Raw genomic sequence first — 12,271 nt, 5'->3', positions numbered from 1 at the left:
GTGGACGTCGATAGTCCCGTTCCTCGGCGCACTGGCCTACGTCTATGTGACTCACACCAAGACCAGCGAGGAATCCCTCGACGCCGATCGTGACCACACAGCCGCTCGCGACGGCCGGAAACCGGCAGACACCCACTGACGACAATCGGGCACACGATCAGCGTGAGCGACCATCGAGCCACGACTCCCCTTGCGCTGCAACCATGGTTACAGTAACCATGGTTGCAATAGGAGGTGGAGATGGGCGGCACGGTGTTGTTCGTCTGCCCGCACGGCGCGGGCAAGAGTCGCATCGCCGCGGCCTGGTTCGCCCAGGCGGCGCCGCCGGGCTGGGAAGCCACCACGGCAGGGCTGGAGCCGCAGCCACACCTCAGCGCGCACGCCCCGCGGCTGCTGGCCGGCAGCGGGGCCGAGCATCTGCTGGATCAGGCGCTGCCTCGCCCGCTGTCGGCGATCATCGATCCCGCGCTGACGGTGACGATCGACTGCCCGCCGGGCGCCGTTGCGGGCGCGGTGGAATGGCAACTGCAGCATGCGGACTTCGACGAGCGCATGACCGCCGAACTGCGGGAGCGGGTCCGCCAGCTCATGCAGGAGCTGCACCAGTGAGCGGTACGGCCGGCCAGTGGGTGCTGCTGGCCTACCGCATCCCCCGCCGGCCCTCCACCCTGCGCATCACCATCTGGCGCAAGCTGGACCGCCTCGGCGTGGCCCGGCTCGGCGACGGCCTGGTCGCGCTGCCCGCCGACGCCCGCACCCGCGAGCAGCTGGAGTGGATCGCCGAGGAGATCGGCGAGGTGGGCGGCAGCGCCACCATCTGGCTGGCCAGCCCGGGCAGCACGGCCCAGGAACAGGCCGTCGCCACCGGGATGCGCCAGGCCCGGAGCGCCGAGTACCAGGCGGTCATCGCCCAGGCCCGGGCTGCCGCCTCGGCCCGGCCGGGCGAGCGCGCCCGCGTCGTCAAGCGGCTGCAGGCCGAGCTGCGCCGCATCGACCGCCGGGACTTCTTTCCGCCGACCGAACGCGACGCCGCCCGCCATGCCGTCCGGGAACTGGCCCGGCGCGACACCGCCGTCGAGGCGAGCGCGGACAGCGCCGAGGCGACCGAAGGGACGCAGCGATGAAGTGGGCCACCCGTGCCGGGGTGCACATCGACCGGGCCGCCTGCGCCTGGCTGATCCGCCGCCACCTCGACGCCGAGGCGGAGTTCGTCTTCGTCGACGACCCCGCCCGGGTGCCGCCCGAGGCCACGCCGTTCGACATGCGCGGGGCCGAGTTGGGCCACCACGGCGGCGACTGCAGCTTCGAGACCATCCTGCGCCGTTACGAGTTGAGCGACCCGGTGCTGTGGAGGATCGCCGAGATCGTGCACGAGGCCGACCTCGACGACGAGCGCTTCGACGCCCCCGAGGCCCCCGGCCTGGATGTGATCCTGCGCGGACTGTCGATGACGTGCGCTGACGAGCGCGTCCTGGAGCTGAGCGGCCCGCTGTTCGACGGGATGTACGAGTACTACCGGCGGGCGTTCCTGCTCGGCCGTCCACCCGCCTGACCCGCCCGATCCGACGAAAAGAACTCCTGTGACCGATCCACAGCCTGTCGCCGCCGATCCGCTGCCCGCCGGGGACGTGATCCCGTTCCGTCAGGCCGTGCGCGTCTGGTTCCTGATCTCCCTGCAGACCTTCGGCGGCCCGGCCGGGCAGATCGCCGTCATGCAGCGCACCCTGGTGGAGGAGAGACGCTGGATCGGCCAGCGGCGCTTCAACCACGCCCTGTCCTACTGCATGCTGCTGCCCGGCCCCGAGGCCCAGCAGCTGGCGATCTATGTCGGCTGGTTGCTGAACGGCACCCGCGGCGGCATGGTGGCCGGCATCCTGTTCGTGCTGCCCGGCCTGCTCGCCCTGCTGGTGTTGTCGGTGGTCTACATCCTGTGGCAGGACACCACAGTGGTGGCCGCGCTGTTCGCCGGGATCGCCCCGGCGGTGCTGGCCATCGTCGCCCAGGCCGTCATCCGCGTGGCCGGGCGCTCGCTGACCCACCCGGTCTTCGTCGCCGTGGCGGTGGCCGCCTTCGGTGCGCTGGCACTGTTCGGCGTGCCGTTCCCCATCGTGATCGCCGTGGCCGCGCTCATCGGCTGGGCGGCGCACCGGCTGGCCCCGCAGGCTTTCGGCGAAGGCGCCGGGCACAGCGGTGACGGCGGGCCGGCGCCGCTGATCTCCGACGACGCCCTGCACCACGCCCGGCCGTCCTGGCGCTCGGCGGGGAAGATCCTGGCCGTCGGACTGGCCGCCTGGTGGCTGCCGGTGGCCGCGGTAGCCGTACTGACCGGCACCGGCAGCGTCTTTGTCACCCAGGGCCTGTTCTTCTCCGGCACCGCCCTGGTCACCTTCGGCGGCGCGTATGCGGTGCTGGCCTTCGTCGCCCAGCGCGCCGTGGAGACCTACGCCTGGCTGAGCCCCGGTGAGATGGTACGCGGCCTGGCCCTGGCCGAGACCACCCCCGGCCCGTTGATCATGGTGGTGCAGTTCGTCGCCTTCCTGGGCGCCTACCGCGACCCCGGCGTCCTGACCCCCTGGGCCGGGGCGCTGCTGGGCGCCCTGCTGACCACCTGGGTCACCTTCGTGCCGTGCTTCCTGTTCATCTTCCTGGGCGCCCCCTACGTCGAGCGGCTGCGGCACAACTCCGCCATCAGCGCCGCGCTGACCGGCATCACCGCCGCAGTGGTCGGGGTCATCGCCAATCTGGCCCTCTACTTCGCCGAGCACACCCTGTTCACCCGTACCTTCACCTGGGCCTGGGGCCCGTTCAGCGCCCAGCTGCCCGAGCCCGGCACGCTCAGCCCCGTCGCCCTGGCGATCACAGTGGCTGCCCTGGTCATGACGTTCGTCTTGAAGTGGCCGATGCTGCGCATCCTGGGCATCTGCGCCCTGCTGGGCATGGGCACCTCCCTGCTGCCCTGATACAGGCCGCCGATTGTGGTTGCGCCCCCTCACTGTCGTGAGTGATTAGCCGGCACAACGGTGAAGAAGGCGTCACTGTGGAGGGCGTGAGCCCTTGGCGCAGAGTGTTACAGCTCGCCGTGCTCCTCACGGTAGGGATCGTGACGGCGGGGCTGGTGTGGGTGCTGGGCCCGGGAGCGGCCTGGGTGCTGGAGCACTTCGACGGGGTCGACGACCTGACCGGCAAGGATCTGGCGGCGGCGCTGGATGCGGTGCGTGGCCGGGCGCTGGCGATCGCCACCGGGTTGATCGCGCTGGTGGCGGTGTACTACACCGCCCGCAACGCCGCCACCGCCCGGCAGGGACATCTCACCGACCGCTACACCAAGGCGATCGAGCAGCTCGGCTCCGACAAGCTCGACATCCGCCTGGGCGGCATCTACGCCCTGGAGCGCATCGCCCGCGACTCCGCCCGGGATCACTCCACCATCATGGAGGTGCTGGCCAGCTTCATCCGGGAACATTCGCGCGATGATGTCGCACCCGACCACGAAGGACCGGTGACATCGCCGAGGCAGCCGCTGCGCACGGATCTGCAGGCCGCCTTGACGGTGATCGGCCGGCGCGTGGTCAGACAGGATCTTCCCAATAGGCGCATCGACCTCACCGGGGCGAAGCTCACCGGCGCGCTCCTCTTCGGCGCCGACCTCACCGGTGTTCAATCCCCTGGTCCGCGACCGGCGGTGGATCTCTATGAGGTCGTCGGGGTGCCGGCGGAGTGGATGTCGACGCCGGAAGAGGCAGGTGGGGAAACCGCCGGAGAACCTGCTGGCGAGTGAGGAATGTCCGGTTCACCAGGGCATGGAGCAACTTACGGGAACAGCGATTCCTCTCGGGCATACGGCTTCATGGCCGCCGACACATCCTGTCGAGGCTCGGCTCCGAATAGAGCTGGCCGGGGTTCTCCGGCGTCCCGACCATCACAGGAGCAGACATGCAAACTGATTTCCCCCGCCCCACCCGCCGCTGGGTCCGGTTGCTGGCATCCCTGGCCGTCGCGACCGCCGGCCTCACCGTCGGCGTCGTCGGTTCGGCGACACCCGCCAGCGCCTGCTGCTTCTCGGCGCAACACCCCGACGAAGACGGCTTCACGGTCGTCGAACAGCCCGGTACCGGAAACTACACCTACTTCTACCAGAGCGGGCGGGTCCGGGAGTATCGCAACTTCACGTTCTACCGCGAGTACCGCCGCTGACGACGAGCGCCCGCCCCCCGCTGACCACCGATCAGCGGGGGGCGGGGGCGTTGACCGGGGTGATCGCCGCCGCCGACGGAACCCGCCTCGCCGTGAACGGCTGGAGCGGGAAAGCAGGGATGGGCAGGACTACCCGCGGTTGCTCTGCCCCTCGCCGTAACTTCGGGAGTACTGCGCCTACTGGCATGGTGGTAACAACGGCGGTAACAGCGGCGTTCACCGCCGTGTAACCGGTCCCCGGCCATGCTGGCGGCCATGATCAGAACCCTCTGCGCCGCCGTCTTGGTGACGGCCTGCTCCATGTCCGCGTCCGCCCCGACCCCCCAGCCGGTCTCCACCCCGGGCGCGGGTTGCGCCGCCATCGCGGGGCCACCGCCGCAATCGGTGCCGCCGACCTCGATGAACACGCTCCGGCAGGCGTACTTCTGCGTGCTGGACAACTACTACAGCGGCCCGGTCATGGATTCCAGGGCGCTGCTGAAGAGCGCCCTGGCCGCCTACACCCAGGATTTGATACGGCGCGGCGCCGACCGGGCCGACCTCCGGCTGCCCGCCCTGACCGGGAGCCGCGACACCGACTGGGCCGCCTTCGCGAAGGTCCTCGGCACCGGTGATCCCGCCGCGCTGCGCGCCGCGATCACCGGCATGGTCGCCGGACTCCACGACAACCACGCCCGCTGGGTCAGGCCGACCCCGCCACCGGAGGGTGGGCCGGTGGGGACGGGCATCGCGGGCGTGTCGGCCCAGCAGGGCCCGCAGTTCGACCCGGCGGCCCGGCCGCCGCTGTTCATCACCCGGGTCCTTCCCGGCAGCCCCGCCGCCAAGGCCGACATCCGCCCCGGCGACATCATGGTCAAGGTCAACGGCGTGCCGACGGTCATCGGGGACACCCTCAACCACGGCATCATCGACGTCTTCGCCTCCGACCCGGTACGGCTCACGCTCAAGCGCCCCACGACGGGACGGACCCGCACCGTCGAGATCAGGCAGGGCCCCATCACCCGGCAGCCCCCGAAGGTGACGTCCAAGACGCTGCCCGGCGGCGCCGTCTACGTCCAACTGCCCGGATTCTCCGAAGGCGCCGCTGACCAGGTCATCGCCAAGCTGCAGGGCAAGCCGAAGGCGGTGGTCCTCGACCTGCGCGGCAACGGCGGCGGGTCACCTCGCGAGGTGACCCGGCTGCTCGGCGCGTTCGCGCACGGCAAGGTCACCGGCTACTTCTGCCCACTCAAGGGCGAGTGCGTGCCCAACCGGACCGACGACAGCGTCCCGCTGCTCGGCTCGCGCCTGGTCGTCCTCACCGACCGCGCGTGCGCCTCGGCCTGCGATGACTTCAGCGCGGCGGTCAAGGGCAACGCCCTGGGCACCCTGGTGGGGACCCGCACGGCCGGGGCCGTCTCCGGCCCCGGCGAGGGATACCTCCTCGACGACGGCAGCGTCCTGATCCTGCCCAAGGTCCGCCACCTCGGCCCCGCCCGCGAAATCATCGACACGATCGGCGTACCGGTCGACCACCACGCCCCCATGACCGCCCTCGACCTGGCCACCGGGCGCGACCCGGGCGTGGCCAAGGCGCTCACGCTTCTTTGACGCGCTTGCCGGCTCGGAGGAACCGGCACACGTTCATCCCGGTGGGCGTGTGCCGGACCGAGGACCGACGCCGGTGTGCGGACCGGCATCGGTATATCGGAAGCTCTGAGGGAGGGCGGCGTCGGCGCGTTGATCGGCCAGGGACAGCGATGCGCAAACGCAGCCGGAGGCCCGATCCTGTGTCACCGTTCGCAGTGGACTTCTTCGCCCGCCCGCTCAGATCGGTCAACGGCGCACCCGGTAGCGCAGGTGGAGCACCCGGTTGCCCTGGATCACCACGTCGGGATCCTCCAGCAGGTGCTGCGCGTCGAGCGACCCGAAGTAGCGCTTGCCGGACCCGAACACGACGGGTACGACGTCCATGCGCACCTCGTCGACCAGGCCCGCGGCCAGCATCTGGCCACCGACGTCGCCGGCGGCGACCTCGACCATGCGCTCACCGGCGAGCTTCTGCGCCTTGGCCATGGCGGCCTCGACGCCGTCGACGAAGTGAAACGGCGCCCCGGGGTCCCAGCCCTCGGGCTCCGGCCGGTGCGTCACGACGACCACGTGGTCGACGCCGCCCGGCGGCTTGCCGTCCCAGCCGTCCGTCAGGTCGAAGACGTGGCGGCCGACGATCGTGACTCCGATCTGGTCCCAGTACGGCCGGGTGTAGTCGTAGGAGGTCTGCGACACCTTCACCTCGCCGCTTTCGTCCAACGGGACCTCACCGCTGGTCAACCAGTCGAACAGCGGCCCGGGCTGGTCATTGTCGTCGGCGACGAAGCCGTCCACCGACACCGAGCTGTACATGACCACCTTGCCCACGGGGCCCTCCTCTGCTTCGGGGTGCCCTCAAATTAGCGTGTCGTGAGCTGTCGCTCTTGTAAGAAATCAATCGGCCGGCAGCGGCCAGCCGTCCAGCGCGTGGCCGGGATGTTCGCGCAGGAACCGCCGCCGGGCCTCGAGGTACCGGGTCGGCGTGAGCCCGGTGAACGCCCGGAACTCGTGGCCGAAGTGGGCCTGGTCGAAGTAGCCCGCGCCACCGGCGAGATCGCCCCAGTCGATCGGTCCGGTGGGGTCGATCGCGAACACGGTGGCGGCGAAGCGGTGGGTACGGGCCAGCCGCTTCGGCGTGACGCCGATGAGCTCCTTGAACCGCTGTGCCAGATGAGTGCCGCTGACACCGGCTGCCACGCTCAGCTCGCCGATCGCCACCGCCCCGCCGGTCGCCGCGATGACGCTGCTCGTATGGCGGACCAGTCCCAGGCCGGCGGTCTCGCACAGCCGTCGCATCAGCTCCTCCTCCAGCAGCGTCAGCATCTCGTACGGCCCGGCCGCCGTGGCCAGCCGGTCACGCAGCTCCGCAATCGCGGGCCGGCCCCAGACCTGCTCCACCGTCACCGGCCGGTCACACAGCTCGGCCGCGGGCATCGGCAGGAACGGCGCCAGCCCCCACGGCTTGAAGTGCACGCCGACGGACCGGGTCCCCGGCGGGTAGCCGAACTCGAAGGCGCGGGTGGGCATGGTGACCACGCAGCCGTCGGCGTACTCGGCGGTCTCGATGTCGGTGCCGGCGCGGATGCGGAACGGCGCCCCGAGGTTGACGATGAGCAGCGCCGCCGGCATCGGCGGCAGCGTCAGCCGGGCGTACGGCGGCGTACCCTCCAGGTAGTAGAGGTCGTCGATCAGCCCGTCCAGCGGCGGTCGCGGCACTCTGGACACGTACTCCACGCCCACAGCATCGCCGCCACCGTGTTCGCGATCAACCCCGCCGGCATCGCGCCCTCGGCTGGCAGGTCACTCCCTAAGGTCTGCTCGGAATCCGGATCGCCGACCGGGCCGGCAGCCACCTGCAGCCGGGCGGCGGACCCGTCGCACGACAGCCTGCCGCCGGTCCAGTGACGGCGGGGGCTTTCTCGTTGTGTGTGCACAACGGCGCAGACTTCCCCGCCTTCCGTCGTTTCAATTCTGCTTCGACAGCACTGGAACTCTCAATGAAAGGAGTCGCGATGGAGCACGGCACAGCGCTGATGGCCTCCCCGGCCGAGCAATTCCTGATGCTGACCCAGACCGACGACGGGCTCAGGGCGCAGCTGCGGGGAATGCCGGGCGAGGACCTCCTGGAGACGGCGGTGAAACTCGCCGCCGAGCGAGGCCTCGTCTTCTCCGGCGCCGAACTCGAGGACGAGCTGACCAGACAGCTCGGCCTGGAGGAGCACGACCTGCTGCAATTCGCGCCGCCGACGAACTGCTCGTCGGCCAGCGGTTGCCGCACGCCGTCGCTGTACTGCAACTACTAGTCCGATGACGGGGGATGCGATGTTCGGGGATCTGCACTTGTCGCTGAACAAAGGCGTTTCGATGAAGTCGGAGGGCGACGTCGTGACGCTGGAGCGCGACGGGCATCGCATCTCCATCGCCGCCGCGGGCCATGAGCTCGCCGCGGCCGTGAAGGAACTGTCGGCCGGGGGTGTCACGCTGGCGCGGCTGAGCGGGGATCCCGTACGGCTGCCGATGTTGATGCGGCGGCTGGCGCGTGGCGGCTGGCTGCGTTACTCGATCATGGACGGCGCCGTCGTGGCCACACCGGTGGCCAGGCCCGAGACCGAGTGGCCGGCTTTGGACCCTGAGGCTCGTTATGTGCTCTCACGCTTCGCCTACCTGCACCGCGACGGGGACACGCTGCTGCTCAGGTCGCCGCTGTCCTACCTGGAGGTCGCCCTCGCCGACCCCCGCGCGATCGCGCTGGTGGCACGCCTGGCCGCGCCGCGTCCCTACGACGAGCTCGTCGAGACCGACCTCGACGCACAGGTCATGCGCCTGCTCAGGCACACCCGCCTGGTCTGCGAGCCGGACGGCGAGGACGACGAGGACGGCGACCCGGCGATCAGGCAGTGGGAGTTCCACGACCTGCTCTTCCACACCTCCACGCGCGAAGGGCGGCACGACCGGCCCACGGGCGGCACGTACAGGTTCCGGGGCGAGATCGACCCGCTGCCCGCCGTACGCCCCGCGATCGGGGAGCTCGTCGCCCTGCCCGCGCCCCGCGCCGAGCGGCCGCAGGCGTCGCTGTTCGAGGTGCTGGATCGGCGGCGGAGCATCCGGCGGCACGGCGAGCGGCCCCTGACCAAGGAGGAACTCGGCGAGTTCCTGCACCGCTCGGCCAGGCTGAGCGGGGCCTTCACAGCGGGCGAGGAGGAGGTCGGCCGACGGCCCTATCCGGGCGGCGGCGGCCTGCACGAGCTGGAGATATACGTCGTGGCCGGAAAATGCGCCGACCTGCCCGCCGGGCTTTACCACTATCGCGCCCGCGAGCACGCACTCGGCCGGGTCAGCGAAATGACGGCACCGGCCGAGGCATTGTTGCGCGACGCCGCCTTCTCCACCGCCAGTCCGGACAGCCCGCAGGTGCTGATCGTCATCGCCGCGCGTTTCCAGCGGCTTTCCTGGAAATACCAGCGAATCGCGTACTCGCTGATTCTCAAACACGTGGGCTGCCTCATCCAGACCATGTATCTGGTCGCCACGGCCCTCGAACTGGCACCGTGCGCGATAGGCGGCGGCAATTCCGAGCTGTTCACCCGGGCACTCGGAGAATCGTATTTCACTGAGACGTCCGTCGGAGAGTTCGCCTTGGGGACCCGGCCGGACCGTGAGGCTGAGGAGTGAGCCGGATGCTCGAGCGCCCCCAGTTCAAACCGCACTTCCAGGTGGAGGTGTTACCGCCTGACACGGTGTTCCTGCTGAGCGAGGACGACGCCTTCTCCCTGACCGGATCGGTGTACGTGCTGCTGGCGCCCCTGCTGGACGGCACGCGGGACAGGCAGGAGATCCTCGACACCGTGGCCGGGCGCTATTCCGAGGTCGCGGCGCACTTCGCGCTGTCACGCCTGGAGCGCATGGGGTACCTGTGCGAGCGGGTCCAGGGGGACCCCGCCGAGGCGGCCTACTGGTCGATGCGCGACCTCCCGTCGGCCAAGAGCCGCGGGATCGCCGTGGCGGCGCTGGGCTCGGTACCCGCCGCCGAGTTCGAGACCGCCCTGAAGGCGCTGCACGTGCGGGTCGAGTCCGACCCCGGGGCAGCCGACCTGGTCATGGTCGTCGCCGACGACTACCTCGACCCGCGCCTGGCCGAGTGGAACGAGGCCGCCCTGCGCACCGGACGCCCCTGGATGCTGGTCAAGCCGGTGGGCCGGGTGCTGTGGCTGGGCCCGATCCTGGTCCCGGGGGTCACGGCCTGCTGGCGGTGCCTGTCGGAGCGGCTGATGGACAACCGGCCGGTCGAGACGTTCGTGGCGCTGCGCAAGGGCCGGCCGGGCCGGTCCTCCACGGGCTCGGTGGCGGCGCTGCCCTCCACCGTCCAGACGGCCGTGAACGCGGCGGCCACGCTCGCCGCCGACTGGCTGCTCACCGACGCCGAGGACCTGCGGGGCACGCTTGTCTCGCTCGACTCCGCAGGGCTGGACAGCCGGCGGCATCGGCTGATCCGCGACACGACCTGCCACGCGTGCGGCACCGGCGAGACCGGCCAGAGCGGTGAGGTGGAGCCTGACCGGCGGCCGATCGCGCTGGTGAGCAGGAAGAAGACGTTCACCACCGACGGCGGCCACCGCAGCGTGCCCCCCGAGGAGACGCTGCGCCGCCACGAGCACCTGATCAGCCCGATCACCGGCGTGGTGCGGGAGCTGCGCGCGTTCGAGACCGGCAGCCCGCTGATCACCGTGTACGCGGGCGCGCACAGCTTCGGCCGCCCCGGCCACGACCTGGCGAGCCTGCGCCGCCTGCTCGTCACCGAGAGCGCGGGCAAGGGGCGCAGCGACGCACAGGCCAAGGCCAGCGCCCTGTCGGAGGCCGTCGAACGGCACTGCGGCGTCTTCACCGGCCGCGAGCCGCGCATCTCGGCGACGTACGCGGGCCTGGGCGAGCCGGCCGTGCATCCGGCGGCCTGCCTGCAGTTCAGCGACGAGCAGTACCGGGGGCGCGAGCGGTGGAACCGTGAGCACTCCGGTTACGCCTGGGTCCCCGAGCCCTTCGACGAGTCGCGCGAGATCGAGTGGACGCCGGTGTGGTCGCTGAGCCTGGGCCGGTGGCGGTACCTGCCGACGGCGTTCTGCTACTACGGCTACCCGCTGCCGGACGGCCACCGGTTCTGCGTCGGCGACTCCAACGGCAACGCCTCGGGCAACAACCTCGAAGAGGCGATCCTGCAAGGGTTCATGGAGCTGGTCGAGCGCGACAGCGTGGCCGTGTGGTGGTACAACCGGCTGCGCCGTCCCGCGCTGGACCTGGACAGCGCGGCCGATCCGTACCTGGCCGAGGTGCGCGCCGAGTACACGCGGCGCGGGCGCGAGATGTGGGTGCTCGACCTCACCGGTGACCTCGGCATCCCGACGTACGCGGCGGTCTCCGCGCGCGTCGGCCGGCCGGCCGAGCACATCATCCAGGGGTACGGCGCCCACCTCGATCCCAAGATCGCCCTGCTGCGCGCCGTGACCGAGATGAACCAGATGATGGCCCTGACCATGAACGAGCCGCTGGACTTCACCGACGATCCGGACAACCGGTACTGGTACGAGCACGCCACCCTCGCCAACCAGCCCTACCTGCTGCCCCACCCCGACCTGGGGCCCGCCAGGCTCTCCGACCACGCCCGCCGGTGGAGCGACGACCTCAGGGACGACATCCAGACCTGCGTGGACATCGTCGCCGCGCACGGCATGGAGACCCTGATCCTCGACCAGACCCGCCCCGGCATCGGGATGAACGTGGTCAAGGTGATCGTCCCCGGACTGCGGCACTTCTGGGCGCGTTTCGCGCCCGGCCGCCTGTACGACGTGCCCGTGAAGCTGGGATGGCTGCCGCGGCGGCTGCGCGAGGACCAGCTCAACCCGTTGCCGATCAGCTCATGAACGCCATGGAACGCTCCTTCACCGACGTCTTCACCGACGCGCAGGTCACGGCGCTGGTAGGCGAGGCCGCCGCGGCGTACGCGGGATCGCGGCAGGTGCTGATCGAGGGGTACCGGGTGAACGGCGCGCAACTGCTCTCGCCGACCCGCTACCGCTACGCGCGTACCGGCCCGGAACTGGACGGGCACAAGAGCGGGGCGCTGGCCCGGCTCGTACGGGAGCACTTCGGGGCCCGCCTGACGGCGGTGACCTCCTCCTACAACTTCTACGGGGTCGGCGACCACATCGGTATCCACCGCGACGCGCCCGACTGCCGGTACGCCGCGCTGATCCCGCTGTCCAGGGACCTCGGGCCGCTCGACCTCTACCCGCACCTGGCCGGGTGCGACGGCGGTGAGCTGCTGAAACGGATCGACAACGGCGCGGCCGGCGCCCCCGTGCGGCTGCCGATCCCGTACGGCGGCGTGGTGGTCATCCAGGGCAGCGTGCTGCCGCACGCCCGGCCGCCGGCGACGCTGCCGTGCGCCGTGGCGACCGTCTGCTTCGGCTGACCCCGCACGCGGCCGCTCCCGGGGGCTGGGCGGTTGTCGTGGCGG

The 12,271-nt window shown here is 70.9% G+C and carries 13 protein-coding genes; 11 read left to right on the top strand and 2 right to left on the bottom strand.

What is annotated here, in order from left to right; all coding sequences use genetic code 11:
• The first annotated feature begins 240 nt into the window (after positions 1 to 240).
• From Psi01_RS40265 to Psi01_RS40235, 7 genes are all read left to right on the top strand, one after another.
• Entirely contained in the window at positions 241 to 609 is a 369-nt protein-coding gene (locus Psi01_RS40265; RefSeq protein WP_204069466.1) for a hypothetical protein, read from the top strand.
• Positions 606 to 1,124, top strand: a complete 519-nt coding sequence (locus Psi01_RS40260; RefSeq protein WP_204069465.1) for a Chromate resistance protein ChrB — start codon at positions 606 to 608, stop codon at positions 1,122 to 1,124. Before Psi01_RS40265 ends, Psi01_RS40260 begins: the two co-directional genes overlap by 4 nt.
• Positions 1,121 to 1,552: a chromate resistance protein ChrB domain-containing protein gene (locus Psi01_RS40255; RefSeq protein ID WP_204069464.1), complete on the top strand. Its 432-nt coding sequence runs from the start codon at positions 1,121 to 1,123 to the stop codon at positions 1,550 to 1,552. Before Psi01_RS40260 ends, Psi01_RS40255 begins: the two co-directional genes overlap by 4 nt.
• 28 nt (positions 1,553 to 1,580) lie before the next feature.
• Positions 1,581 to 2,960: a chromate efflux transporter gene (chrA, locus tag Psi01_RS40250; protein ID WP_204069463.1), complete on the top strand. Its 1,380-nt coding sequence runs from the start codon at positions 1,581 to 1,583 to the stop codon at positions 2,958 to 2,960.
• 140 nt (positions 2,961 to 3,100) lie between these two features.
• The gene (locus Psi01_RS44310) at positions 3,101 to 3,778 is read left to right on the top strand and encodes a hypothetical protein (RefSeq protein ID WP_204069462.1); all 678 of its coding nucleotides are present in this window, start codon (positions 3,101 to 3,103) and stop codon (positions 3,776 to 3,778) included.
• Positions 3,779 to 3,933: 155 nt separating this feature from the next.
• On the top strand, positions 3,934 to 4,194 hold the full coding sequence (locus Psi01_RS40240; RefSeq protein WP_204069461.1) for a hypothetical protein: 261 nt from the start codon (positions 3,934 to 3,936) through the stop codon (positions 4,192 to 4,194).
• Between the two features lie 255 nt (positions 4,195 to 4,449).
• On the top strand, positions 4,450 to 5,784 hold the full coding sequence (locus tag Psi01_RS40235; protein ID WP_204069460.1) for a S41 family peptidase: 1,335 nt from the start codon (positions 4,450 to 4,452) through the stop codon (positions 5,782 to 5,784).
• 225 nt (positions 5,785 to 6,009) lie between these two features.
• Here the strand turns inward: Psi01_RS40235 and Psi01_RS40230 are convergent, their stop codons facing one another.
• Positions 6,010 to 6,591, bottom strand: a complete 582-nt coding sequence (locus tag Psi01_RS40230; RefSeq protein ID WP_204069459.1) for a dihydrofolate reductase family protein — start codon at positions 6,589 to 6,591, stop codon at positions 6,010 to 6,012.
• 66 nt (positions 6,592 to 6,657) lie between these two features.
• Positions 6,658 to 7,497 carry a helix-turn-helix domain-containing protein gene (locus tag Psi01_RS40225; protein WP_204069458.1) on the bottom strand — a complete coding sequence of 280 codons (840 nt, stop codon included), beginning with the start codon at positions 7,495 to 7,497 and terminating at the stop codon, positions 6,658 to 6,660.
• Positions 7,498 to 7,775: 278 nt separating this feature from the next.
• Between Psi01_RS40225 and Psi01_RS40220 the strand changes: the two genes are divergently transcribed.
• The 4 genes from Psi01_RS40220 (at position 7,776) to Psi01_RS40205 (ending at position 12,226) form a co-directional block, all read left to right on the top strand.
• Positions 7,776 to 8,066, top strand: coding sequence for a Nif11-like leader peptide family natural product precursor (locus tag Psi01_RS40220; protein WP_204069457.1), 291 nt, complete (start codon positions 7,776 to 7,778; stop codon positions 8,064 to 8,066).
• 61 nt (positions 8,067 to 8,127) lie between these two features.
• Positions 8,128 to 9,435, top strand: coding sequence for a SagB family peptide dehydrogenase (locus tag Psi01_RS40215; RefSeq protein ID WP_204069456.1), 1,308 nt, complete (start codon positions 8,128 to 8,130; stop codon positions 9,433 to 9,435).
• 5 nt (positions 9,436 to 9,440) lie between these two features.
• Entirely contained in the window at positions 9,441 to 11,675 is a 2,235-nt protein-coding gene (locus tag Psi01_RS40210) for a TOMM precursor leader peptide-binding protein (protein WP_204069455.1), read from the top strand.
• On the top strand, positions 11,672 to 12,226 hold the full coding sequence (locus tag Psi01_RS40205; protein ID WP_204069454.1) for a hypothetical protein: 555 nt from the start codon (positions 11,672 to 11,674) through the stop codon (positions 12,224 to 12,226). The genes Psi01_RS40210 and Psi01_RS40205 overlap by 4 nt, the downstream gene beginning before the upstream one ends.
• Positions 12,227 to 12,271 lie beyond the last annotated feature (45 nt).

It is taken from the genome of Paraplanobispora siamensis (assembly GCF_016863175.1).
GTDB classification, from domain to species: domain Bacteria; phylum Actinomycetota; class Actinomycetes; order Streptosporangiales; family Streptosporangiaceae; genus Planobispora; species Planobispora siamensis.
This window is presented reverse-complemented; position numbering and strand designations above follow the sequence as displayed.